The following is a 22,957-nucleotide window of genomic DNA, read 5'->3' as shown; positions in this document are numbered from 1 at the left end:
CGCCGGGCTTGGACAGGCAGTACGCGGCAGTTCATAGTTCGCCCCTGATGCACGACGATCCAAGACGCTTTTCCACCCACGCATTTCCCGATGCCTTGCGGCAGGCTGCGCTCAATGAGGCGCTGTCCAGGGCAGACATCCATGGCGAAGCGCCCACGCCGCCGGCCACCCACCTGGCGCTGCGCAGCTCGCCACTGGGATCGGTATTCATTACGCTGGCCACCTCGCCACTGACGCTGCGGGCCGTGGCCAAGCGGCTGCGCGGCCCGGGCCTGCTGCTGTGCGCCTTGCTGCAAGGCAGCGCCGATGCGGTGGTCGAGGACGCCGCGTTCCCGCTCAAGGCCGGCTCCGCGCTGCTGCTGGAGTCAGACCGGGACTGGCAGCTGCAGTTGCCCGGCGACGGCCGCCTGCTGCTTGCGCGGCTGGAGTCCTCGAGCTTTCTGCTGCGCCTTCTGCGCTCGTGCCCGCCCGAGGCCAGGCACATCGGCGGGACAGGCGGTGTGGGCGCCATGTGCATGGCGATGGCGGCCTCACTGGCAGAGCAGATCGACACACTGGCACAGGACGATCTGCTGTCGGTGGAGGCCACGCTCACCGACATGCTGGTCACCTGCCTGACACCGCGCGCCGGCAATCCCGACCAGGAGCAGGCCGAGGCGACCGAGCCGCCCAGCGCCGTGCAGCTTGGCCATCTGCGCCGCATCTGCCGCGCCATCGAAACCCGGCTGGGCGATGCCGAGCTGTCCCTCGATGCCATCGCCGAAGCCGAGGGGCTGTCCACGCGCTATCTGCAAAAGCTGTTCAAGGGAGCGGCCACCAGCTTCAGCACCTACCTGCGCGAACGCCGGCTGGAGCGCTGCCGCATGGACCTGAGCAACCGCTCGCTGCAGCATTTCTCCATCGCCGAGCTGTGCTTTCGCTGGGGCTTTGGCGATGCCGCCAACTTCAGCCGTGCCTTCACGGCCCGCTATGGACTGTCCCCCAAGGCCTATCGCGCCAGTCCGGCGCGCGTGCAGGATGCGCCGCCCGGCCAGCGCGGACGCCCCTCGCCCGCAGAGAGCGCTGCGCAGGGTGCAGAACCGGCCGCAGCGCGCCTGGCACACAGCCCGTTCCAGGCCCTGCTGCGCGACCATGCACGCTACGCCCAGGCGCTGGCCCTTGTGCCCAAGCGCTCGGCGCACGCAGACAATGGTGGTGCGTCGCCCCAGCACTACTACCTTCCGGTCTCCGACAAGACCGTGCACTGGGGCTACCTGAGCCGTTCACTCAAGCCAGTGCTTTCGGTGCGCTCGGGTGACGTGGTGACCATGGAGACGCTGACCCAGCATGCCTCGGACGACTGGGAACGCATGATCGAAGGCGATCCGGGCGCCGAAAGCGTGTTCCACTGGACCGCAGCCCAGAAGGCCGTGGACCGGCGCGGCGCGGGCCCGATGGACGCCTCGATCTACGGCCGCGGCGCAGGCGAGGGCTTCGGCGTGCACATCTGCACCGGCCCCGTCTATGTGCATGAGGCCGAACCTGGCGACCTGCTGGAGATACGCATCCTCGACGTGCAGCCACGCCCCAGCTGCAGCCCCGCCCACCACGGCCGTGTCTTCGGCAGCAACGCCGCCGCCTGGTGGGGCTTTCACTACCGCGACCAGATCACGGAGCCCCGCCAGCGCGAAGTGGTCACCATCTACGAAATCGACCACGCACTGCCCGAGGAGCCCACGGCCCGCGCCGTCTACAACTACCGCTGGACGCCGCAGACCGACCCCTTCGGCGTGGTCCATCCGACCATCGACTACCCGGGCGTGCCCGTGGACCCCGCCAGCATCACCCGGCGCTTTGGTGTGCTGGACAAGGCACGCGTGCCGCTGCGTCCGCATTTCGGCATGCTGGCCGTGGCACCGCGAGAGGCCGGCCTGATCGACTCCATACCGCCGAGCTACTTCGGCGGCAACCTGGATAACTGGCGCGCCGGCAAGGGCGCGACGCTCTTCCTGCCCGTATCGGTGCCAGGCGCGCTGTTTTCGGTGGGAGACCCGCATGCATCCCAAGGCGACTCGGAACTGTGCGGCACGGCCATCGAATGCTCGCTGACCGGCAGCTTCGAGCTGCGGGTGCACAAGCGCGCCGCGCTGGACAACCGCTTCCTTGCAGAGCTGGACCACCCTTTCCTGGAGACCGGTTCCGAATGGGTGATACAGGGCTTCAGCTTCACCGACCACCTGGCCGAACTGGGCAGCCAGGCGCAGTCCCAGGTCTATCGCAAATCATCGCTGGAAGGCGCCATGCGTGACGCTTTCCACAAGGCAAGGCGCTATCTGATGCTGGCCCACGGGCTGGACGAGGACGAGGCCGTATCACTGATCTCCGTGGCCGTGGACTTCGCCGTGACGCAGGTGGTGGACGGCAACTGGGGCGTGCACGCCGTGATCAAGAAGAAGCTGTTTCCGCCGGAGCTCTCGGCGTCCGCCCAGGCGGGCCACTGAAGCCCACCCGGGATCAGACCCGTGCCAGGAAGCGGGCGATGCGCTGGGCGATGCGCTCGGGCTGCTCGCGGTGGGGGACGTGGCCGCCACCGGCCACGATCTCCACCTCCACAGGGCCGCGCGCCCGGTCGCGGATGCGCTCGGGGTGGACCAGGGAGCCGAACTCGTCATGCTCGCCGTGGATGGCCAGCACCGGGCAGCGCACGCGCTCCAGCGCCTCGTCCAGCCGGTAGTCGGCAAACGGCTGCGACAGCCAGGTATCGACCCAGGCAGACAGCACCCAGGCGGCCTTGTCGCCGTGGTATTTCTCCAGGCGCGCCAGCTGGCCGGGCCGGGCGAAATCCTGTTGGGCCGCACGAATGCCCTGCAAGGTGCGATCTTCCACGAAGGCCTGGGCGGACTCCGTGACCACCGCCTTGCACTGCGTGCCGTATCGGGCCGCCACCATGGCGGCCATGCCGCCGCCCACGCTGTGGCCCAGCACGATGAAATCCCCAAGGCCCAGCCCCTGGTGCACTGCCGGAAACACGGTCTCTGCCTCCCGGGCCACAAAGCCCGGCCCCAGCGTGCCCGGATAGGGGTCGGACTGGCCAAAGCCCAGCCGGTCGTAGGCCAGCACATCGCGGCGCGTGGCCTCGGCCAGTTGCTGCGGGAAATCACGCCACAGCGCCACCGAGCCCAGCGAGTCGTGCAGCAGCACGATGGGCGCGCGCGCTGGGCCTTGTTCGCCTTCGCCGGCCACTGGCGCCTGCCAGCGCCTGACGTAGATGCTGCCCTGCGGCGTGGGAATGCGGATTTCGTTCAAGGATGCGGGGATGTCGGTCATGCACGAGGAAGGCATCGAAAAAAACTCCATGCCGGTCGGCGCCGGCCCGGCAGACATCATGCGCCTGCATGCCGCCAGAGGGCGACACCGTGGCGACGCGCGGGGCGGAATGCGGCAGCTTTTGTCTCTCTCGGGGCAGCTTTTGCGAACCCGGGCGCGCGGGTTCCTCCGATGGTGAAAGGCCAGGCAGCGGCGTATAAGTTGAAGCCACCCCATGCTCGCGAAGGCCTGCCATGTCACACGCTTCCGCTCCCCTGCCCGGCGCCGCACAGGCTGCCGTGGACCCGCGCCAGTTCAAGAGCTTTGCCGAGTTCTATCCGTTCTACCTGCAGGAGCACAGCAACCGCACCTGCCGGCGCCTGCACTTCGTGGGCTCCACGCTGGCGCTGCTGTGCCTGTTCGCGCTGTTCCTGACCGGCAATTTCTGGTTCCTGCTGGGCGGCCTGCTGTTTGGCTACGGCTTTGCCTGGATAGGGCATTTCGGCTTCGAGAAGAACCGGCCCGCCAGCTTCAAGCGCCCGCTCTACAGCTTTCGCGGCGACTGGGTGATGTGGCGCGACATCCTGACGGGCCGCATCCCGCTCTAGACCGGAGCCTGCGGCCTTTGCTCCAGCAGATCGGCCAGCGTCATGCCTGCCAGCCCCGTGCGATCCCACAGCGGCTGCACGGCCGGCGACGGCGCCAGCAGCAGACGCTGCACCAGCGGCTGCAGCGGCGTGCGATGGGGCTCCACCAGCAGCATGTAGCGGGGCTCGGGGCCTTCGCTGGCCGCCACAGTGCCGGGGGCCTGCACCGTGCCCACCCAGTCCAGCACCGACAGCGCCTGCAGCACCGGATCGATCTGCTGCCAGTCCACACGCAGGCGCCGCGCCAGATCGCTGGCGTACAAGCCCTTGGCGGGCGACTCGCGCTCCTGTGCGAGGTACTGCAGGATCTCCACGGCCATCTCGAACTGCCAGCCCTGCTGGCCCGGCATGCGCTGCACGCCCGCCATCACGATGGGCAGGTAGGCCGTGACCACGGCGCCCAACAGCACGATGACCCAGGCCATGTAGATCCAGATCAGCAGAATGGGCAGCGTGGCGAAGGTGCCGTAGATGACCGAATAGGTAGGCACCGAGGCCAGGTACAGGCCCAGCGCCTTCTTCGCCAGCTCCATGCAGGTGGCCACGAACAGGCCGCCCACCCAGGCATGGCGCCAGCGCACCGCCGTGTTGGGCACGTAGTGGTACAGGCCCGCCATGCCAGCGGCCAGCGCCAGGAACTCGATGGAATCGAAGATGAAGCGCAAGCCTTCGGGCAGCGCATTGACCAGCCCGCGCGAGGCCGACATCACATAGGACGACAGCACCAGGCTCAGGCCCAGCACCAGCGGGCCCAGCGTGATCGCCGCCCAGTAGATCAGCACGCGCTGGCCCAGCGGCCGCAGCTGGCGCACGCGCCAGATGTTGTTGAGCGTGCGGTCTATGGTGAGGATCAGCGCGACCGCCGTGATCACCAGAATGGAAAACCCCGCCATGCCCAGCTGGCTGGCCTTGGAGGCGAACTGCGTCAGATAGCCCAGCACCTGGCGCGCGATGGTCTCGGGGATCAGGCTGTCGATCAGCCAGCGCTCCAGCACGATCTGCACGCGGGAGAAGATGGGAAAGGCCGTGAACAGCGCCAGCGCCACCGTGAAGAACGGCACCAGGGCCAGCACCGTGGTGAAGGTCAGGCTGCTGGCGGTCACGCCCAGCCGGTCCTCGCGAAAGCGTTCGCGCAGCGTGTGTGCGGTATTGCGCCATGGAAAGCAGCGCCAGCGTTCGCGCCACGATCGCGGCACCGCAGGCTCGGGCGGCTCGGCCAGGGACAGGCTGCGCTCCTGGGCAGGAACGGGCAGCGCCAGGGCGCCATCCTCCAGGCCATCGACGGGCTCCTTTTCGGGGCCGCCGCTCATCGCCCCATCTCCGCCGCAAGGCGCATGTCTGCAGCGGGCGCGGCCATCCAAGCAATCACATGTTCAAAGGTCAAGACCATGGCCGATATGATGCCACCCCGATGACTGATTCCATTTCTCGCCCCGGCGCCGATGTCGCCGCCACCCGCTGGCTGGCGGTCTCCAGCCTCATGGGCCTGATCGTGCTGAGCCTGGCCTGGGAACTGTGGCTGGCGCCCATGCGGCCCGGGGGCTCCTGGCTGGTGCTCAAGGCCCTGCCGCTGGCGATTCCGCTGATCGGCCTGCTCAAGCACCGCATGTATACCTACCGCTGGGTCAGCCTGCTGGTGTGGATCTATTTCACCGAGGGCGTGGTGCGCGCCTGGAGCGACCCCGCGCCCGGGCGCTGGCTGGCGCTGCTCGAAGTTTTCCTGTGCCTGATGCTGTTCACCGCCTGCGCCCTGCATGTGCGCTGGCGCCAGCGCAGCGCGCGCCGCGCGGCCCAGGCGGCCGGCGGCTGAGCCCCCCGTTTTCATGCCTTCACGTCTTTGAAAGAAGTTGCAACATGACTGCACTGCTTGAACGCCTGCGCCAGATCGTCGGCGAAGCCCATGTCCTCACCGAGGGCGACCTCGTCGCCTATGAACAGGACTGGCGCCGCCGCGTGCGCGGCAAGTCCCTGGCCGTGGTACGCCCGGCCAGCACGGCCGAGGTGGCTGCCGTGGTGCGCGAATGCGCGGCCGCAGGCACCAGCATCATCCCGCAGGGCGGAAACACCGGCCTGTCGGTGGGCTCCACGCCGGACGACAGCGGCACGCAGGTCGTGCTCAGCCTCACGCGCATGAATGCCGTGCGCAACATCGACCGCGACAACCTGAGCTTCACCGTCGAGGCCGGCTGCATCCTGCAAAGCCTGCAGGAGCTTGCCGAGAAAGAGGGCCTGCTGTTCCCGCTGTCGCTGGCCGCCGAAGGCAGCTGCACCATTGGCGGCAACCTGGGAACGAACGCGGGCGGCACCCAGGTGGTGCGCTACGGCAACACGCGCGAGCTGTGCCTGGGCCTGGAAGTGGTCACCCCGCAGGGCGAGGTCTGGGACGGCCTCAAGGGCCTGCGCAAGGACAACACCGGCTACGACCTGCGCGACCTGTTCATCGGCAGCGAAGGCACGCTGGGCATCATCACCGCCGCCACCATGAAGCTGTTCCCCCAGCCTGCGGCCCAGCTCACGGCCTTCGCCGCCGTGCCCTCCATGGAAGCGGCCGTGCGCCTGCTGGGCATGGCGCACCAGTACCTGGGTGCGGGCCTGACGGGCTTCGAGGTCATGGGCCAGTTCGCGCTGTCGCTGGTGATCAAGCACATGCCCCAGCTGCGCGTGCCCTTTGCCGGGCTGATCGGCGCGCCGCCCTACTACGTGCTGGTCGAGAATTCGGACAGCGAGTCCGAGCAGCATGCGCGCGAGCGTTTCGAGGCGCTGCTGGAGCTGGCCTTCGAGGACGGCTGCGTGCTCGACGCCGTGGTGGCCGAAAGCCTGTCGCAGGCCCATGAGCTGTGGCACATCCGCGAAAGCATTCCGCTGGCCCAGGCCGAGGAAGGCCTGAACATCAAGCACGACATCTCCATCGCCGCATCGCGCATCCCCGCCTTCGTCGAGCACACCGATGCCGTGCTGCAGCGCGAGATCCCTGGCGTGCGCCTGGTCAACTTCGGCCACCTGGGCGACGGCAACCTGCACTACAACGTGCAGGCGCCCGAGGGCGGTGACGCCAAGGCCTTCCTCAACGAGCGAGAGCACTTGGTCAACCACCTCGTCTATGAAGCCGTGGCCGAATTCGGCGGCTCGTTCTCGGCTGAGCACGGCGTGGGTGCGCTCAAGGTGGACAAGCTGCAGAAGTACCAGTCCCCCGTGGCGCTGGGCATGATGCGCGCCATCAAGCAGGCGCTGGACCCGCAGGGACTGATGAACCCGGGCTGCATCCTGCCAAGGCAAGCCTCCTGAGCGCAACGCCGCCCCTTCTGGGGCAGCGCCGGGTTTGCACGCGCCGTCCTGAGCCAGGAGCGGCACGTGCCTGCCTTGTCAGGAAACCGGTTTGGCCTCGATATTGGCCATCGTCTTGTTGACCTGTTCGGGCCAGGCGATGTCGGCACCGGCCGCGTCGGAGAAGTCGGTCTGCTTGCCATCGGTCAGCAGCCACACGCGCAGTGCGTTGCGCGCAGGATCGATCACGATGGCTCCCATCTCCTCGCCGCCCTGGTGGGGGCGCAGGCCGACGATGCTCCACACATCGCCTTCCTTGGTCAGCGGGCCCACGGTACGCATATTGCTCAGCAGGGTCGGGTAGCTGGTGCCCAGCAGCGCCTTGAGCCGGTCGGCCAGCACGCCCTGCTCCAGGTAGTTGGTGCCGTCGTAGGGATACTTGCCCACGTACTCGGCCAGGCTGTCCAGGCCGGGTTCCCCCGCCTTGGCGGTGGAGGGCATGCGCGTGCGCGCGGGAAACGCCAGCACCAATTCCGGGGCTGGCGCAGCCACATCGAGTGCGACGGACTGCGCGGCCTTGGGAGTCGGGACGGAGGGAGAACGCGGATCGCAGGCTGTCAGCGCCAGCATGGCGACACCCAATGCAACGGCGGCCTGCCAGGGGGAGAGCATGGAAGACATGCGCAAGCTCCTTGTCAAAGCGGATGCGAAAAAAGCGGTGACGCCGGTGCGAAAGCCTGGGCAATGCACCGGCACCAGTCTGCGGGCATTTTCGCACCCGGGGCGCCAGACCTTGTTTCAAGGGGCATGGATACCGTCGGACAAGGCGCCGTATTCATCAAGGGATAATCCGGAAGATGAACACGACTCCTGCGCCCCGCCCAGCCCGCTCCCAGTACGAAGATTTCATGCGCCATGTGTACGAGCACGGCGTGTCCAAGACCGACCGTACCGGCACGGGCACGCGCAGCGTGTTCGGCCACCAGATGCGCTTCGACCTGTCCGAAGGCTTTCCGCTGGTCACCACCAAGAAGGTGCACCTCAAGTCCATCATCCTGGAACTGTTGTGGTTCCTGCGCGGCGACAGCAATGTGCGCTGGCTGCAGGAGCGCGGCTGCACCATCTGGGACGAATGGGCCCGCGAGGACGGCGACCTGGGCCCGGTCTATGGCATGCAATGGCGCAACTGGCCGACGCCGGACGGCGGCCACATCGACCAGATCGCCGAAGTGGTCAAGCAGCTCAAGAGCAACCCGGACAGCCGCCGCATCATCGTCAGCGCCTGGAACGTGGCCGACCTGCCGCAGATGGCGCTCATGCCCTGCCACGCCTTCTTCCAGTTCTACGTGGCCGACGGCAAGCTCAGCTGCCAGCTGTACCAGCGCAGCGCGGACATCTTCCTGGGCGTTCCCTTCAACATCGCCAGCTACGCGCTGCTGACCCACATGCTGGCCCAGCAATGCGACCTGGAGGTGGGCGACTTCGTCTGGACCGGTGGCGACTGCCACATCTACAACAACCACTTCACCCAGGTCGAGACCCAGCTGGCGCGCCAGCCCTTCGCCTACCCGACGCTTCAGATCAAGCGCCGGCCCGACTCCATCTTCGGCTACGAGTACGAGGACTTCGAGGTCGTCGGCTACCAGCACCACGAGCCCATCAAGGCCCCCGTGGCCGTCTGAGGCAGCAGAAAGACCCGCCCGATGGCCATCCATCTCATCTACGCACGCGCCGCCAACGGCGTCATCGGCAAGGACAATGCCATGCCCTGGCACCTGCCCGAGGACCTGGCGCACTTCAAGCAATTGACCCAGGGCTCGGCCGTGGTCATGGGCCGCAAGACCTGGGACTCGCTGCCGGCCCGCTTCAGGCCGCTGCCCGGACGCACCAACATCGTGGTCACGCGCCAGGCGGACTGGGCGCCCGAGCCAGCCGCCCCCGGCGTGCAGCATGCCACCAGCCTGGAGCAGGCCCTGGCGCTGGGCCGCCAGGCATCCGCCGACGTGTGGGTCATGGGCGGTGCCCAGATCTACGCCCAGGCCCTGCCGCTGGCCGACAGCATCGAGGTGACTGAAATCGAACGCGACTACGAAGGCGACGCCTTCGCGCCCACGCCGGGCCCCGAGTGGCAGGAAGTCTCGCGCAGCCGCCATGTGGCAGACAATGGCCTGCCCTACAGCTTTGTGCGCCTGCAACGGCGCTGACACGGTCCTGTCGCAAACGGGGCTGGCGGGCACGGCGGGTCTGTGCAAATAATGTCGGTTTTCCAAGCCTGCGCCGTCTTTTGCATCTTTCCGCCATGAGCCTCGTCCAGCCCCTGCCCCCCGGTCCGCTCGACATCGTCGGCGACATCCATGGCGAAGCCGAAGCGCTGGAGCATCTGCTGGGGCACCTGGGCTACGACGCGCTGGGCCGCCACCCCCAGGGCAGGCGCCTGGTCTTCGTGGGCGACTTCTGCGACCGGGGTCCAGACAGCCCGGGCGTGCTGGCCCGCGTGGTGCCCATGCTGGAGTCGGGCCATGCGCTGGCCGTGCTCGGCAACCACGAAATCAACCTGCTGCGCGAGGACGCCAAGGACGGTTCCGGCTGGTTCTTCGACAGCCGCGTGGCCTCCGACACACCCAAGTACGCCCCGTTCGCACGCATGCCGCTGTGCGATATCCCCGACACCCTGGCCTTGCTGGAGCGGCTGCCCATCGCCATGGAGCGCGAGGACCTGCGCGTGGTCCACGCGGCCTGGCGCCCGCAGCAGATCGCCATGGCGCGCGAGCTGCCGCCGGGCAGCGCGCGCAGCGCCTATGACCACTTCGAGGCCGTGGCCGCCCAGCAGGCCCAGGTCAACAAGGTGGCCGAGCGCATGCGCGCCGAGCGCCGGCAATGGCCGCATGACCTGGAAGACCGCAACTGGCTGCCGCCCTTCCTGCCCGCGCACAGCGAAAGCGAACTGGCCAAGGCCATGGTCAATCCGCTGAAGGTGCTGACCTCGGGCGTGGAGCGCGAATGCCGCAATCCCTTCTACGCGGGCGGCAAGTGGCGCTTCGTCGAGCGCGTGGCCTGGTGGAACGAATATGAGGATGCCCAGGCCGTGGTCGTGGGCCACTACTGGCGGCGCCTGAACCGGGGCGGCCCGTCCTTCCACGGCGCCCAGGCCGAGAACCTGTTCGGCCAGACGGGCCCACTGTCCTGGCACGGCCGGCGCGGCAATGTGTTTTGCGTGGACTACTCGGTCGGCGGCCGCTGGAATGCCCGCCTGGCGGGCGAGGACCCGCAGCAGCGCTTCAAGCTTGCCGCCATGCGCTGGCCTGAGCGCCGCCTGGTGTTCGACGACGGTGCCCAGGCGGACAGCGAGGAGTTCGGCGTTGCGGCGGCCGCTGCCGCATAGCACGCGCCAGATACGCGGCGCTTAGCGTCAGCAGCAGCGAGCGCGGTGCGCCGTAGCAGTTGTTGCCCGACACCGTGTTGAACGAAGGCACGTAGCAGCGCCTGTCCAGCAGGTTGCTGGCGTTGGGCGCCACGCCCAGAGGGTGTCCGCCCCCCTCCGAAGAGAGGGGGAAGCGGCGCAGCCGCTCAGGGGTGCCTCAGAACGTTCCGCGCAGTGTCAGCATCACATTGCGAGGCTCGCCATACCAGTTGTTGCCGCCGCTGGTGCCCACTGTGCGGTAGTAGACCTTGTCGAACAGGTTGTTCAGGTTGAGCACGGCCTGCCAGTTGCGGTTGATGCGGTACTGCACGCTGGCATTCCACACGGCATAGCCGCCCTGGCTGAACTTGAAGGGCACGGCCGCGCCGTCGAACTTGCCCGTGTCAGGATTGAAGGCATTGGCCGAGCCGCTGACGAAATGCGCGCTCTGGATATTGGCGCCGCCGCCAATCGTCCATTGCGACAGCTCGCCGGGCAGGCGGTAGGTGCTCCACAGCTTGAACAGATGCTTGGGCGTGACGGAGTGGTAGATGCCTTCGATGCCCGGCGTCTTGTTGTGGTTGCGGTTGAAGGTGTAGCCGGCAAACAGCTGCCAGCCGCGCGCCAGCTCGCCCGAGATCTCGCCTTCCACGCCCTGGCTGACCACCTTGCCCTTGCTCAGCCAGCAGCAGTTCAGGCCCGCGTCGCCGATGTCGGTGTTGGGGTAGGAGGGATCGGCCACGGCCTCGCCATTGCGCTCTATGCGGTACAGGGCCATGGAGGCCATCAGCCGGCCCTCGTTGAACTCGCCCTTGGCGCCCAGCTCGAAATTGCGGCCCTTGATGGGGTCCAGCGGCGTGCCGGGAAAGGGCCCGCCCAGCTTGTCGGCCTGGGACTTGTGGATCTCGGCGACGCTGCCGTAGGCCGTCCAGCGGTCGTCGATGTCGTAGACCAGGCCGCCATAGGGCGTGAAGATACCGCTCTCGCTATTGGACGACACGATGCGGCTGGTGAGATTGCCGGCCTGGTCGAAGCGCAGCCAGGGTGTCTGCGTTGCATAGCTGGCGCGGCGTGCGCCGACGATGGCCGTCAGCCGGTCCGTCAGGCTCAGGTTGAGCCGGCCGTACAGGCCCTTCTGCGTGGCGCCATAGCCCGCGAAGCTGCGCGTCTTCCAGACGGAGCTGGGCAAGGGAATGGCGCCCGGGTCGAAGCCGAACACGTTGATGCCCCCCGGCATGTCCACCTCGGACAGAAAGGTGTCCTGCGTGTCGCGGATCTTGGCCCAGTCCGCGCCCAAAAGCAGCCGGTGCCTGCGCCCCAGCAGGGAGAACGTTCCGCTGACGTTGGCATCCAGCGCCTTCTTGGTGGAATAGAAGTCGTTGGAGAAGCCGTTGAGCGTGGCTCCCAGGCCCGTCGTCGGATCGACCGCGCCGGTGACGTCGGCCAACCGGCTGTCGCTGTCCACCTTGACATAGTTGGCATGGGCGCGGACGCGCCAGTCGCCCTCCAGCTTCTGTTCCAGCTGGGCGAACAGCTCCTTGTTGGTCCTGTCGTAATGGCCCCAGCCCGCCATCAGCGCCGTGCTGCGCGGCAGGTGCAGATCGTCGCCATTGGCCGCGCGCGGCAGGCCGCTGCGCCAGGGCAGGCTGGCCGACTTGTCGTAGCTGCCGCCCAGGGTCAGCTTGGTCGCAGGCGTGAGATCGGCTTCCACAATGCCGTAGAGCAAGGTGTTGCGCGCATCGGCGTAGTCATAGAAGAACTCGCGGTCGCTGTGCGCCAGCACGGCGCGGCCGCGCACCCGGCCATCGGCGGCCAGCGGGCCCGCCACATCAAGTTCGGCACGGCGCTGGTTCCAGCTGCCCACCGAGGCCGAGGCCAGCACCTGCGGCTGTGCCGTGGGGCGCTTTCTCACCAGGTTGATGGAGCCGCCGGGCTCGCCATTGCCGCTGTACAGGCCGTCCGCGCCGCGGATCACCTGCACGCTGTCGTACATGGCCATATTGGGGTCGAAGGTGCCCTGGCTGAAGGCGTCCACCGCCGCTCCGTCGATCTGGACATTGCTGATCTGGAAGCCCCGCGCGTAAAAGCTGTTGGCCGTGCCGCCCAGGCCACCCGAGCCCGCGTAGTCCACCGTCACGCCCGTGGTCTGCTGCATCACGTCGCCCACGGAGACCAGGCCCTGGTCCTCGATGCGCTGGCGCGTGACCACGGAGATGGACTGCGGCGTCTCGCGCACGCTCTGCCCCTTGCCCAGCGACACGCGCGAGGCCGCATAGGAGCCCGAACCCTCCGTGGTATCGCCAGCGTGCGCCTGGGCCGTGACCAGCACCGTGCCCAGCGCAGCATCGGCTGCCGGCGACGGCTCCCTGGCCGGGGCCTTCAGCGTGTAGGCGCCCGGTACGGCATCGATCACGGTCACGCCGGTGCCGGCCAGCAGCCGGTCCAGCGCCTGGCGCGGCGTGAAGCGGCCCTGCAAGGCCGGCGAAGTGCGGCCTGCAACGATCTGCGGATCGAACAGCACCTGGTGCTGGGCCTGCTGCGTGAACTGGCGCAACGCGCCGGCCAGCGGCTGGGGCGCAATGCTGAAGGCCAGCTCCCCTGCCTGGCCTGCCTGGCCCGCCTGCCCCGCCTGCCCCGCCTGCACGGACGATGGCTGCTGCGCCTGCACCGCCGGCTGCGCCAGCGCAACCAGGGCTGCGGCCACCAGCGACGGCATCCTTGCCCGCCGCCATGGCCTGCCCCTGTGCTGAAACTCTCCTCCCCAAATGCCCGCGCCCATGGCGGCGCTGCCGTGTTCTTTTCCTGCTTGCATCCCTGCTCCTGCTGCACTGTGTCCATTGCCCGCTGTCGCGGTGTGCGCGGTGGGTGGCAGGCAGACAGTTGAGCGTCCTCCCACCACGCGCGTGCGCGGCCGTCGCGGTTGTTGGCTGAGCTGTGCACTGGGCAGCGGCCTGGCTGGCAACCATGGAGGCGAGAAAGCCCGCCCTCCATGAAGGTAAAACCCGCCTTCGCGCCAAAGTGGGAATGTGGCAAGACCAGGAAAACGGGTAATTTACATTTATTTACAAAAGAAGAAAAAGAGCACTCAGTGCGCCGAGATCCGCCAGCCGCCTTGCGCATCGCCCTGCACACGCACCGGCAACAAGTGCGGCAGCGAGCGCAGAAACACCTCGGGCTTGCCGGTCAGCGCCACGCCGGACACGGACAGCGCGGCCAGCCGCGCATCGCCGTCCACGCGCACGGGCCGGCCCAGGTAGCGGGCCAGATCGGCTGCTACCTGGGTCAGCGGCGCCTGCTGGAACACCAGCTGGCCGCTGCGCCAGTCACCCACGGTGTCCGCGCCCGCGGCCAGCGGCTGCCGTGTGCCGTCGCGGGCATCGACGGACATGCCGGCACCCGCGCCCAGCAGCAGGCGCCGGTCGTCCGCCGCATGGCGATCGGGGCGCAGCTCCACCTTGCCCTCCAGCACCTTGACCACCAGCGCTGGCGGCCCGGCGCGCACATTGAAGGCCGTGCCCACCACGCGGATCTGGCTGGCGCCGCTGTCCACGGTGAAGGGCCGCGACCGGTCGGCGGCGACCTGGAAGAAGGCCTCGCCCTGGTCCAGCACCGTCTCGCGGCGGCGCGGGTAGTAGCGCACCTGCAGCCTGGAGGAAAAATTCAGCGTGACCCGCGTGCCATCGGGCAGTTCGGCCTCGCGCACCTCGCCGGGGCCGGTGGCCATCTCGATCACATGGCTTGCGTGGTTGTCCCAGGCATACCAGCCGCCGCCCAGGGCCAGCGTCGTGACCAGAGCCACCGACAGCAACGCCGGCATCAGGCCGCGGCGTGTGCGCTGACGTGCCGGCGCGGGCAAGTGGGCCTGTGTCTGCGCATGCGGCCCGCTCGCCCTGGCTTGCGGCGCAGCAGCCGCGTCGCAGGCCAGCGCCTGCCTGCGCAACTGCTGCAGGTCCAGCACCGTGCGCCCCAGGCTCTCGAAGATGCTGCGGTGCTGCGGGTCGGCGGCCAGCCAGGCGTCGAGTTCGCGCTCGTCGGCGCCGGTCCAGTCGGCTTCACGGCGGCGGGCGAAGTAGTCGGCGGCGCGGGCATGCAATTGCAGGCGTTGCGGGGTCAGCGTCATTCCCGGCCCTCCCCGTCCGTCGCGGCCTGCGCCAGCAGGCCCTGCATCAGGCGCATGTCTTCGGCGCTGCCGTACTGCACGCGCAGCTCGCAATAGGCCATGGCCAGCGTCACATGGTTGTGCACCATGCGGCGCGAAATGCCCATGCGCTGCGCCACCTCGGTCTGCGTGAGCCCGTCGATGCTGTGCAGCACGAAGGCCTCGCGGCGGCGCTCGGGCAGCTCGGCCATGGCCTGCTCCAGCCGGCCCAGGCGCTCGCGGTGGTGCGCCGCCTGAAGGGGGTCCGACCCCTCGCCGGCCGGCAGTTGCTGCGCCAACTCCATGTGTTCATCCAGCGAGACCGATTCGCGCCCCGGCGCGCCCGCCGAGCGGCGCCAGGCATCGTGCGATACATGGCGGGCGATCACGCGCAGATAGGGCTCCTGCTCCTCGGGCGGCAGGGCCTTGCCCGAGGCCGCATAGCGCACGAAGACCTCCTGCACCGCATCCTCGGCATCCTCGCGGTTGCGCATCTGCCGGCCCAGCAGGCGGCGCAGAGGCTGGTGCCAGCGCGCATACACGCGGGCCAGCAGCGAGGGAGCGGCATCATCGTCCGCGCCTGGCACGCGCGCGCTCACGGGCAGGCTCCCGGCACGGCGGTCTGGACGCGGGCAGGCACGCCAGCATGGAAAACGGACAGGACGAAGAAGAACGGCACGGGCGGCGATTGTACTGAGAATGGTTCTCATCAACACCCTTGCGGCCGGCACGCGCCATGCGATGCGGGTGCTGCGGATGCCTTACCGGCCCGCTGCCCCATGCAGCGCCACCAGCGTGGGCACCACCCAGTTCGGCGCAGGCTGCGCCCCGTCGAAGCACTGGTCCTCGGACGGCACGGCGATGACGGTCATGCCGGCCTGCCGCGCCGCATGTGTTCCCGAGACCGAGTCCTCGAACACCAGGCAGCGCCCGGCCGGCACGCCCAGGCGTTGCGCCGCGAAGTGGTAGATGTCGGGCGCGGGCTTGCCGCGCACCACCTGCTCGGCCGAGACGATGGCGTCGAACGCCGGCCGCAGGCCCAGCGCATCCAGGGTGTGGTGGCACAAAGACAAAGGAGAGTTCGAGGCCAGCGCCACGCGCCAGCCCAGGGCGCGGCAGGCGCTCAGTGTTTCGCGCACGCCGGGCAGGGCCTGTCCATGCGCGCTGACCAGGGCCGCCACGCGCGCGACCACGCGGCTCTCCAGCTCGCGCTGGCTGGGCCCCTGCCAGGGCCGGTGGGCATACCAGTGCGCGGCGACCTGCGCCGTGGTCATGGGCGCCGTCACGCGGGACATCTCGGCCGTGATGTCGATGCCGACCTCGGCAAAGGACTCGCGTTCGGCACGCTTCCAGAAGGGCTCGGAGTCTATGAGCAGGCCGTCCATGTCGAAGATGGCGGCGCCGAATCCGGCCTGGCCAAGGCCCGCGAACGAGGGAGCGGCTTCAGGGATTTGCATGGCGCGCATGCTAGCGCAGGCGGCAAGTGAAAGCAGTTGCTGTTAGCCTGTGCCGGCTGGCGACGGATGCAGGTGCATGCGATTGCCAGCCCTTCACAATCCTTAGCGAGCCCGCAATGACCAGCCCCCTGTACACCGCCTCCATTCCCGTCCTGCAGCAGATGCTGAAGGCCCTGTCCGACGTGCTCAAAAAGGCCGAGGAACACGCCGCGCAGAAGAACATCGATCCCGACGCCCTGCTGCAGGCCCGCCTGTTCCCCGACATGTTCCCGCTGGTGCGCCAGGTGCAGATTGCTGCGGACTTCGCCAAGGGCATCGCCTCGCGCCTGGCCGGCGCCGAGGTGCCTTCGTGGCCCGACACGCAGACCAGCTTTGCCGAACTGCAGGCGCTGATCGCCAAGGCGCTGGACCATGTGGGCTCGTTCGCACCCGAGCAGTTCGCGCAAAGCGAGTCCCGCGAGATCGTGCTGCGCCCCGGCACGCCCAAGGAAAAGAAGCTGACCGCCAGCGCCTACCTGCTGCACTACGGCCTGCCGCAGTTCTTCTTCCATGTGACCACCGCCTATGCCCTGCTGCGCCACAACGGCGTCGAGGTCGGCAAGCGCGACTACATGGGCAGCTACTGAGCGTGCCGGGGCCGGTCTGGCCAGCGCTTCACTGCGCGGCCAGATCCCGGCCTCGCGTCTCCGGCAGGCACATGGCAAACAACACCACCATCACGTAGCCCGCCGTGGCGCAGATGCCGATGGCCATGCCCAGCGACAGTCCCAGCCGGTCGCTGAGCACGCCCACCAGCGCAGGGAAGGTGGCCCCGATGCCGCGGCCGAAGTTGTAGCAAAAGCCCTGGCCAGAGCCTCGCAGTTCGTTGGGGAACAGCTCGGCCAGGAAGGCTCCGGCGCCGCTGAAGATGCCCGACATGAAAAAGCCCAGCGGAAAGCCCAGCACCAGCATCCAGGCATCGGTGATGGGCAGCAGCGTATAGGCATAGGCCAGGCTGCCGGCGCCGATGGCGAACAGCGTGAAGGCCAGGCGCCGGCCCAGCCGGTCGGAAGCGTAGGCACCGCACAGGTAGCCGGCAAAGGCGCCAAAGATGAACATGAACTGGTAGCCGCCCGAGCCCAGCACCGTCAGGTGGCGCTCGTTCTTCAGGAAGGTGGGCAGCCACACGGCAATGGCGTAGTAGCCGCCCTGCATGCCGGTGAACATCAGGCTGGCCAGCACCGTGGTCTTGAGCATGCCGCCCTTGAAGATGTCCAGGAAGTGCCCGCTGCGCTCGCCCCGGCCCACGGCGGCGCGGGTCTTCAGGTAGACCTCGGGGTCCTTGACGGAACGGCGGATGAACAGGATCAACAGGGCCGGCAGCAGGCCCAGCAGGAACATGGCCCGCCATGACATCTCGGGCGGCAGAAACGAGAACAGCGCCATGGACACCAGCACGGCCGCCCCCCAGCCTATAGCCCAGCTGCTTTGCACCAGCCCCACCGCCTTGCCACGGAAAGCCGGCCGTATGGTCTCGGCGATCAGCACCGAGCCCACGGCCCATTCGCCGCCAAAGCCCAGCCCCTGCAGCGTGCGGGCCAGCAGCAACTGGCCCGGCGTCTGCGCCAGGCCGCAGGCGAAGGTGAAAAGCGCGAACACGAGGATGGTCCACTGCAGCACACGCACGCGCCCGTAGCGGTCCGCCAGGATGCCGGCCATCCAGCCGCCGATGGCCGAGGCCACCAGCGTCGAGGTGCCGATCAGGCCGACCTCGGTCTTGCTCATGCCCCACAGCGACAGCAGGATCGGGGTGACCAGGGGCAGCGTGTAGTAGTCGAAGGCGTCCACGGCATAGCCGCCGAACGAGGCCGTCAGCGCCCGCTTTTCCTTGGGCTCGAGCTGGCCCAGCCAGTGGCCCCGGGGCTGCTCTGCGGCCAGGGTCCTTGCGTTGTCAAGGCTTGTCATTTGTTGTCTCCTTGCACTTCGGCTGCGCGAAGCGTCTTGCATTCAATGGCACTCCATCGGTTGTGATCCGGGCCTGGCCGGGCGGCCCTCCCCCGCCCGCGCCATGCCCCCTGCTGGCGGCGTGTCAGGCCGCCGTTCCGTAGCCGCCGCCCCCCGGCGTGCAGACTTCGAAGATGTCGCCCGGCTGCATGTGCACGGCGCCGATGTGGTCCAGTTCCTCGACCTGGCCATCGGCACGCAGCACACGGTTGATGCCCGGCTGCCCCGGCTGGCCACCTGCCATGCCGAAGGCCGGATTCAGGCGCCCGTTGGACAGGATGCTGGCCGTCATGGGCTCCAGGAAGCGCACGCGCCGCACGCCGCCGTTGCCGCCGTGCCAGCGCCCGCCGCCGCCCGAGCCGTCGCGGATCTCATAGCTGTCCAGCATCACGGGGAAGCGGAACTCCAGCACCTCCGGATCGGTCAGGCGCGAATTGGTCATGTGCGTCTGGACGACGCTGGTGCCGTTGAACCCGCGCTCCACCCGGCCCTCGGCGTCCAGCACCGCGCCCGCGCCGCTGCCGCCGGCAATGGTTTCGTAGTACTGGTGGTGCGCATTGCCGAAGGTGAAGTTGTTCATGGTGGGCTGACTGCCCGCCATCACGCCCAGCGCGCCGAACAGCGCGTTGGTGATGCAGGTGGAGGTCTCCACATTGCCCGCGACCACCGAAGCGGGCGGGTTGGGGTTGAGCATGCAGCCTTGGGGGATGATGACTTTCAAAGGCTTGAGGCAGCCCGCGTTGAGCGGGATGTCGTCGTCCACCAGCGTGCGGAACACATAGAGCACGGCCGCCATGCACACGGCGCGCGGCGCATTGAAGTTGTTGGTCTGCTGGACGCTGGTGCCCGAGAAATCGATGACGGCACTGCGCTCGGCCGTATCGACGGTGACGGCCACGCGGATCTGCGCGCCATTGTCCAGTTCCAGCGTGAACTGCCCGTCCCTGAGCCGCGTGATGACGCGGCGCACCGACTCCTCGGCGTTGTCCTGCACATGGCCCATGTAGGCCTGCACCACGGGCAGGCCGAACTGCGCCACCATCTTGTGCAGCTCCTGCACGCCTTTTTCATTGGCCGCGATCTGGGCCTTCAGGTCGGCCAGGTTCTGCTGCGGGTTGCGGCTCGGATGCTCGCCGCTTTGCAGCAGCTCGACCATCTCCTGGGCGCGCAGCACGCCGCGATCGACCAGCTTGAAGTTGTCGATCTGCACGCCCTCTTCCTCGATGCGCGTGGAAAACGGCGGCATGGAACCGGGCGTGATGCCGCCCACATCGGCATGGTGGCCCCGGCTGCCGACGTAGAAGGTCGGAGATGCCTCGCCGGCGATATGGACCGGCGTGATGACGGTGATGTCCGGCAGATGGGTGCCACCCTGGTAGGGGTCGTTGAGCACATAGACATCGCCCTGGGCCATGCGCCCGGCGTTCCTGCGGATCACCGTCTGGATGCTTTCGCCCATGGAGCCCAGATGGACGGGCATGTGCGGCGCGTTGGCGATGAGATGGCCCCGGGCATCGAACAGCGCGCAGCTGAAATCCAGCCGCTCCTTGATGTTCACCGAATAGGCGGTGTTCTGCAGCTGCAGGCCCATCTGCTCGGCGATGTTCATGAACAGGTTGTTGAAGACCTCCAGCAGCACAGGGTCCACCGTCGTGCCGGCCGCGTACTCGACCTTGCGCGGCACCACCCGGTCCAGCACCAGGTGATCCAGCCCGGTGAGCCTGGCCGACCAGCCAGGCTCGATCACGGTGGTGGCGTTGCGCTCGGCGATGATGGCCGGGCCGGCAATGACGTCGCCGGGCCGCAGGTCCTCGCGCACCACCAGGGCCGCGCCATGCCAGGCGCCGCCGGAGTACATGCGCACGGTTTCGCGGCGCGGATGCTCGCGCGGCGGATGCTCCGGCTGCAGCGGCTCGCCGGGCGCATCGCCCGCAATCACGGCTTCGACCGACACGGCTTCCACCACCAGCCCCTTGCCCGCCATCAGAAAGGCGAAACGCTGGCGGTAGGCCTCCTCGAAAGCCGACTGAATGCCCGGCAGGGAGCCAAAGGGCACGACCAAGGCGGAATCGGAGCCCTCGTAGCGCACATGCACGTTGTGCCGCACCTGCACGGGGCCTGCGCCGACCTGCCGGCGCTCCAGCTCCGCCTGCGCGCCCGTGCCCAGCGCATCCAGGCATTCAGCGATCAGCGGCAGGGCCTCGGCAGTCAGCGCCAGCTCCATGGCCTGCTCGCGGATCACGGTCTGGTCCGCCAGGCCCATGCCATAGGCGCTGAGCACGCCGGCCAGCGGATGCACGAACACGCGGGACATGCCCAGCGCATCGGCCACCAGGCAGGCATGCTGGCCGCCCGCGCCGCCGAAGCACTGCAGCGTATAGCGCGTGACGTCATAGCCGCGCGCCACGCTGATCTTCTTGATGGCGTTGGCCATCTGCTGCACGGCGATGCGGATGAAGCCCTCGGCCACGTCCTCGGGAGTGCGCCCCGTCTGCCGCGCCAGTTCCTCGAAGCGGACACGCACGGCCTCGCCGTCCAGTCGCTCGTTGGCGGCAGGCCCGAACACGCTGGGAAAGTAGCGCGGCTGGACCTTGCCGACCATCACGTTCGCATCGGTCACGGCCAGGGGGCCGCCGCGGCGATAGCTCGCCGGGCCGGGATGGGCACCCGCGCTCTCGGGTCCCACGCGGAACCGCGAACCGTCGTAGGCCAGCACCGAGCCGCCGCCGGCGGCCACGGTGTGGATGCTCATCATCGGCGCGCGCATGCGCACGCCGGCCACCTGGGTCTCGAACTCGCGCTCGAAGGCGCCTGCATAGTGGCTGACGTCGGTGGATGTGCCACCCATGTCGAAACCGATGACCCTGTCGTGCCCGGCCAGGCCCGCCGTGCGCGCCATGCCCACGATGCCTCCGGCCGGCCCGCTCAGGATGGCGTCCTTGCCCTGAAAACTGCCCGCGTCGGACAGCCCTCCGCAAGACTGCATGAAGAACAGCCGCACTCCCGGCATCTCTGCAGCCACCTGCTGCACATAGCGGCGCAGGATGGGAGACAGGTAGGCATCGACCACCGTGGTATCGCCCCGGCTCACGAACTTCATCAGCGGACTGGTCTCGTGCGAAGTGCTGACCTGCGTGAAACCCAACTGCCGCGCAATGCGCGCCGCCATCTGCTCATGCCGCGTATGGCGGTAGCCATGCATGAAGACGATGGCCACGCTGCGCAGGCCGCGCGCATGGGCTGCTGCCAACGCCGTGTGCAGGTGCAGCCCGTCCAGCTCGCGCAGCACCTTCCCATGGGCATCCACACGTTCCACGGCCTCGACCACCTCGCTGTAGAGCAGTTCGGGCAACTGGATATGGCGGTCGAACAGGCGCGGACGGTTCTGGTAGGCGATGCGCAGCGCATCGCGAAAGCCCCGCGTGGTCACCAGCAGCGTGGGCTCGCCCTTGCGCTCCAGCAGCGCATTGGTGGCCACCGTGGTGCCCATCTTCACGCACTCCACAAGGTCCGGCGTGACCGGCTCGCCGGGCTTGAGGCCCAGCAGGTGGCGGATGCCGGCCACGGCCGCGTCCCGGTACTGCTCGGGGTTCTCCGACAGCAGCTTGTGCGTGACCAGGCTGCCATCGGGCCGCTTGCCCACCACATCGGTGAACGTACCGCCACGGTCTATCCAGAATTGCCAGCGCCTGTCATGGGGAATGGAGCGTTCTTGCATGGTGTCGGAACCCGTTTGTCTCGAAGTTGAAGTCAGGAAAACCGTGGCCTGGAGCACGGCCCTCCGCCGGTGCCCGCCACTGGCGTCCAATCTAAAAGTGCCCCTGGACCGCGTCCATCGAGAAGTTTTCGCCCCCTCTGTTCACGAAAACTGAACAGGAGCGGCCCCTTGCCGGCCGGCGACGCAAAGAAAAAGGCCCGCCGAAGCGGGCCCCAAGCCAGGCAGGCAGGCCGTCAGAACGCGGCCAGATGGCTGTTGCGCAACTCCGTCACCAGCATGTGGCCCGGCTCGTGCGTGATGGCGAATGGCAGGGCCGCCGAGCGTATGGCCTGCTGGGGCGTCACGCCGCAGGCCCAGAACACGGGAATCTCTCCCGGCCTGAGCGCCATGGGCTCGCCGAAGTCCGGCCTGTCGATGTCGGCAATGCCTATCTGCGCGGGATCGCCCAGGTGCACGGGCGCCCCATGCACGCTGGGAAAGCGCGAAGTGACCTGGATGGCGCGGATGGCGTGGGCCGTCGTCATGGGCCGCATGCTGACCACCATGCTGCCGCCGAAGCGGCCGGCCCGGCCGTTGGGAATACTGGAGATGAACATGGGCGCGCCCCGGCCTTCATCGATGTGGCGCACGGGCACGCCCGCCTCGCGCAGCGCATCCTCGAAGGAATAGGAGCAGCCGATGACGAAGCCCACCAGGTCGTCGCGCCACAGGTCGGTGAGGTCATTCACCTGCTCGGCCCTGTGACCATCGCGAAACACCCAGTACGAGGGCAGGTCGGTCTTCAGATCGATATCGCCCAGTTCGGGCACGCGGCTGCTGCCGGGCTCGGTCACGCCGATCAGCGGGCAGGACTTGGGGTTGAGGCGAGCAAAGCGCAGGAACTCCTCGCTGCACTCGCGCGGCAATATCGCCAGGTTGCCCTGGGTGTAGCCGGGGCACTGCCCTGCCGTCTGCCCGCGAAAGCGGCCGGCGCGCACCTCCTGTCGGAACTCGGTCGGATGGGTCCAGTGCGTCATGGGTGAGCCTCTATTGAGTGGAGATGCCTCCCAATGTAAAAAGCAGCAG

General features: G+C 68.2%; 18 protein-coding genes. 8 read left to right on the top strand and 10 right to left on the bottom strand.

Annotated features, from left to right (window positions below; translation table 11 throughout):
- The first annotated feature begins 47 nt into the window (after positions 1 to 47).
- Positions 48 to 2,480 carry an acetamidase/formamidase family protein gene (locus ACF8ME_RS21450; RefSeq protein WP_392418139.1) on the top strand — a complete coding sequence of 811 codons (2,433 nt, stop codon included), beginning with the start codon at positions 48 to 50 and terminating at the stop codon, positions 2,478 to 2,480.
- 13 nt (positions 2,481 to 2,493) lie between these two features.
- On the opposite strand, the gene ACF8ME_RS21445 is transcribed toward ACF8ME_RS21450, so the two are convergent.
- The gene (locus ACF8ME_RS21445) at positions 2,494 to 3,321 is read right to left on the bottom strand and encodes an alpha/beta fold hydrolase (RefSeq protein ID WP_392418137.1); all 828 of its coding nucleotides are present in this window, start codon (positions 3,319 to 3,321) and stop codon (positions 2,494 to 2,496) included.
- 218 nt (positions 3,322 to 3,539) lie between these two features.
- Between ACF8ME_RS21445 and ACF8ME_RS21440 the strand changes: the two genes are divergently transcribed.
- Positions 3,540 to 3,893 (top strand): Mpo1-like protein, encoded by a 354-nt coding sequence (locus ACF8ME_RS21440; RefSeq protein WP_016447505.1) that lies wholly within the window; start codon positions 3,540 to 3,542, stop codon positions 3,891 to 3,893.
- Here the strand turns inward: ACF8ME_RS21440 and ACF8ME_RS21435 are convergent.
- Complete coding sequence (locus ACF8ME_RS21435) at positions 3,890 to 5,242, bottom strand: YihY family inner membrane protein (protein ID WP_392418135.1); 1,353 nt, start codon at positions 5,240 to 5,242, stop codon at positions 3,890 to 3,892. The genes ACF8ME_RS21440 and ACF8ME_RS21435 overlap by 4 nt on opposite strands.
- A gap of 101 nt (positions 5,243 to 5,343) precedes the next feature.
- Between ACF8ME_RS21435 and ACF8ME_RS21430 the strand changes: the two genes are divergently transcribed.
- Both ACF8ME_RS21430 and ACF8ME_RS21425 read left to right on the top strand, forming a co-directional pair.
- Positions 5,344 to 5,742 (top strand): DUF2069 domain-containing protein, encoded by a 399-nt coding sequence (locus ACF8ME_RS21430; protein WP_016451330.1) that lies wholly within the window; start codon positions 5,344 to 5,346, stop codon positions 5,740 to 5,742.
- A 44-nt stretch (positions 5,743 to 5,786) separates the two neighbouring features.
- On the top strand, positions 5,787 to 7,217 hold the full coding sequence (locus ACF8ME_RS21425; protein WP_016451329.1) for an FAD-binding oxidoreductase: 1,431 nt from the start codon (positions 5,787 to 5,789) through the stop codon (positions 7,215 to 7,217).
- A 78-nt stretch (positions 7,218 to 7,295) separates the two neighbouring features.
- On the opposite strand, the gene ACF8ME_RS21420 is transcribed toward ACF8ME_RS21425, so the two are convergent.
- Positions 7,296 to 7,877, bottom strand: a complete 582-nt coding sequence (locus ACF8ME_RS21420) for a hypothetical protein (RefSeq protein ID WP_392418133.1) — start codon at positions 7,875 to 7,877, stop codon at positions 7,296 to 7,298.
- A 176-nt stretch (positions 7,878 to 8,053) separates the two neighbouring features.
- Here ACF8ME_RS21420 and ACF8ME_RS21415 point away from each other — a divergent pair, with 176 nt between their 5' ends.
- The 3 genes from ACF8ME_RS21415 (at position 8,054) to ACF8ME_RS21405 (ending at position 10,578) form a co-directional block, all read left to right on the top strand.
- Positions 8,054 to 8,878, top strand: coding sequence for a thymidylate synthase (locus tag ACF8ME_RS21415; RefSeq protein WP_392418131.1), 825 nt, complete (start codon positions 8,054 to 8,056; stop codon positions 8,876 to 8,878).
- Positions 8,879 to 8,899: 21 nt separating this feature from the next.
- Positions 8,900 to 9,400: a dihydrofolate reductase gene (locus ACF8ME_RS21410; protein WP_392418129.1), complete on the top strand. Its 501-nt coding sequence runs from the start codon at positions 8,900 to 8,902 to the stop codon at positions 9,398 to 9,400.
- Positions 9,401 to 9,495: 95 nt separating this feature from the next.
- Complete coding sequence (locus tag ACF8ME_RS21405) at positions 9,496 to 10,578, top strand: metallophosphoesterase (RefSeq protein WP_016447512.1); 1,083 nt, start codon at positions 9,496 to 9,498, stop codon at positions 10,576 to 10,578.
- Positions 10,579 to 10,774: 196 nt separating this feature from the next.
- On the opposite strand, the gene ACF8ME_RS21400 is transcribed toward ACF8ME_RS21405, so the two are convergent.
- The 4 genes from ACF8ME_RS21400 to hxpB all read right to left on the bottom strand — a co-directional run bounded on the left by ACF8ME_RS21400 (position 10,775) and on the right by hxpB (position 16,191).
- Complete coding sequence (locus tag ACF8ME_RS21400) at positions 10,775 to 13,408, bottom strand: TonB-dependent siderophore receptor (protein WP_392418128.1); 2,634 nt, start codon at positions 13,406 to 13,408, stop codon at positions 10,775 to 10,777.
- A gap of 273 nt (positions 13,409 to 13,681) precedes the next feature.
- The gene (locus ACF8ME_RS21395; RefSeq protein WP_392418126.1) at positions 13,682 to 14,716 is read right to left on the bottom strand and encodes a FecR family protein; all 1,035 of its coding nucleotides are present in this window, start codon (positions 14,714 to 14,716) and stop codon (positions 13,682 to 13,684) included.
- Positions 14,713 to 15,333 carry an RNA polymerase sigma factor gene (locus ACF8ME_RS21390; RefSeq protein ID WP_013801422.1) on the bottom strand — a complete coding sequence of 207 codons (621 nt, stop codon included), beginning with the start codon at positions 15,331 to 15,333 and terminating at the stop codon, positions 14,713 to 14,715. Before ACF8ME_RS21390 ends, ACF8ME_RS21395 begins: the two co-directional genes overlap by 4 nt.
- A 162-nt stretch (positions 15,334 to 15,495) precedes the next feature.
- Positions 15,496 to 16,191: a hexitol phosphatase HxpB gene (hxpB, locus tag ACF8ME_RS21385; protein WP_227469503.1), complete on the bottom strand. Its 696-nt coding sequence runs from the start codon at positions 16,189 to 16,191 to the stop codon at positions 15,496 to 15,498.
- Between the two features lie 116 nt (positions 16,192 to 16,307).
- On the opposite strand from hxpB, the gene ACF8ME_RS21380 reads away from it, so the two are divergent.
- Positions 16,308 to 16,817 (top strand): DUF1993 family protein, encoded by a 510-nt coding sequence (locus tag ACF8ME_RS21380; protein WP_047473888.1) that lies wholly within the window; start codon positions 16,308 to 16,310, stop codon positions 16,815 to 16,817.
- A 28-nt stretch (positions 16,818 to 16,845) separates the two neighbouring features.
- On the opposite strand, the gene ACF8ME_RS21375 is transcribed toward ACF8ME_RS21380, so the two are convergent.
- The 3 genes from ACF8ME_RS21375 to ACF8ME_RS21365 all read right to left on the bottom strand — a co-directional run bounded on the left by ACF8ME_RS21375 (position 16,846) and on the right by ACF8ME_RS21365 (position 22,908).
- Positions 16,846 to 18,135, bottom strand: a complete 1,290-nt coding sequence (locus ACF8ME_RS21375) for an MFS transporter (RefSeq protein WP_392418124.1) — start codon at positions 18,133 to 18,135, stop codon at positions 16,846 to 16,848.
- Positions 18,136 to 18,259: 124 nt separating this feature from the next.
- The gene (locus tag ACF8ME_RS21370) at positions 18,260 to 21,892 is read right to left on the bottom strand and encodes a hydantoinase B/oxoprolinase family protein (RefSeq protein ID WP_047326715.1); all 3,633 of its coding nucleotides are present in this window, start codon (positions 21,890 to 21,892) and stop codon (positions 18,260 to 18,262) included.
- A 233-nt stretch (positions 21,893 to 22,125) separates the two neighbouring features.
- The gene (locus tag ACF8ME_RS21365; RefSeq protein ID WP_043790761.1) at positions 22,126 to 22,908 is read right to left on the bottom strand and encodes a putative hydro-lyase; all 783 of its coding nucleotides are present in this window, start codon (positions 22,906 to 22,908) and stop codon (positions 22,126 to 22,128) included.
- Positions 22,909 to 22,957 lie beyond the last annotated feature (49 nt).

Origin of the sequence: Delftia sp. WSY_7, from assembly GCF_043104845.1 — a bacterium.
GTDB lineage: Bacteria > Pseudomonadota > Gammaproteobacteria > Burkholderiales > Burkholderiaceae_C > Comamonas > Comamonas tsuruhatensis.
The sequence above is the reverse complement of the archived record's forward strand: the minus strand, read 5'-3'. Positions and strand labels throughout refer to the sequence as shown.

Bases quoted from the DNA above. Each gene is read 5' to 3' on its own strand.
- ACF8ME_RS21450 (WP_392418139.1), top strand. From the start codon at position 48: ATGCACGACGATCCAAGACGCTTTTCCACCCACGCATTTCCCGATGCC.
- ACF8ME_RS21445 (WP_392418137.1), bottom strand. From the start codon at position 3,321: ATGCCTTCCTCGTGCATGACCGACATCCCCGCATCCTTGAACGAAATC.
- ACF8ME_RS21440 (WP_016447505.1), top strand. From the start codon at position 3,540: ATGTCACACGCTTCCGCTCCCCTGCCCGGCGCCGCACAGGCTGCCGTG.
- ACF8ME_RS21435 (WP_392418135.1), bottom strand. From the start codon at position 5,242: ATGAGCGGCGGCCCCGAAAAGGAGCCCGTCGATGGCCTGGAGGATGGC.
- ACF8ME_RS21430 (WP_016451330.1), top strand. From the start codon at position 5,344: ATGACTGATTCCATTTCTCGCCCCGGCGCCGATGTCGCCGCCACCCGC.
- ACF8ME_RS21425 (WP_016451329.1), top strand. From the start codon at position 5,787: ATGACTGCACTGCTTGAACGCCTGCGCCAGATCGTCGGCGAAGCCCAT.
- ACF8ME_RS21420 (WP_392418133.1), bottom strand. From the start codon at position 7,877: ATGTCTTCCATGCTCTCCCCCTGGCAGGCCGCCGTTGCATTGGGTGTC.
- ACF8ME_RS21415 (WP_392418131.1), top strand. From the start codon at position 8,054: ATGAACACGACTCCTGCGCCCCGCCCAGCCCGCTCCCAGTACGAAGAT.
- ACF8ME_RS21410 (WP_392418129.1), top strand. From the start codon at position 8,900: ATGGCCATCCATCTCATCTACGCACGCGCCGCCAACGGCGTCATCGGC.
- ACF8ME_RS21405 (WP_016447512.1), top strand. From the start codon at position 9,496: ATGAGCCTCGTCCAGCCCCTGCCCCCCGGTCCGCTCGACATCGTCGGC.
- ACF8ME_RS21400 (WP_392418128.1), bottom strand. From the start codon at position 13,408: ATGCAAGCAGGAAAAGAACACGGCAGCGCCGCCATGGGCGCGGGCATT.
- ACF8ME_RS21395 (WP_392418126.1), bottom strand. From the start codon at position 14,716: ATGACGCTGACCCCGCAACGCCTGCAATTGCATGCCCGCGCCGCCGAC.
- hxpB (WP_227469503.1), bottom strand. From the start codon at position 16,191: ATGCAAATCCCTGAAGCCGCTCCCTCGTTCGCGGGCCTTGGCCAGGCC.
- ACF8ME_RS21380 (WP_047473888.1), top strand. From the start codon at position 16,308: ATGACCAGCCCCCTGTACACCGCCTCCATTCCCGTCCTGCAGCAGATG.
- ACF8ME_RS21375 (WP_392418124.1), bottom strand. From the start codon at position 18,135: ATGACAAGCCTTGACAACGCAAGGACCCTGGCCGCAGAGCAGCCCCGG.
- ACF8ME_RS21370 (WP_047326715.1), bottom strand. From the start codon at position 21,892: ATGCAAGAACGCTCCATTCCCCATGACAGGCGCTGGCAATTCTGGATA.
- ACF8ME_RS21365 (WP_043790761.1), bottom strand. From the start codon at position 22,908: ATGACGCACTGGACCCATCCGACCGAGTTCCGACAGGAGGTGCGCGCC.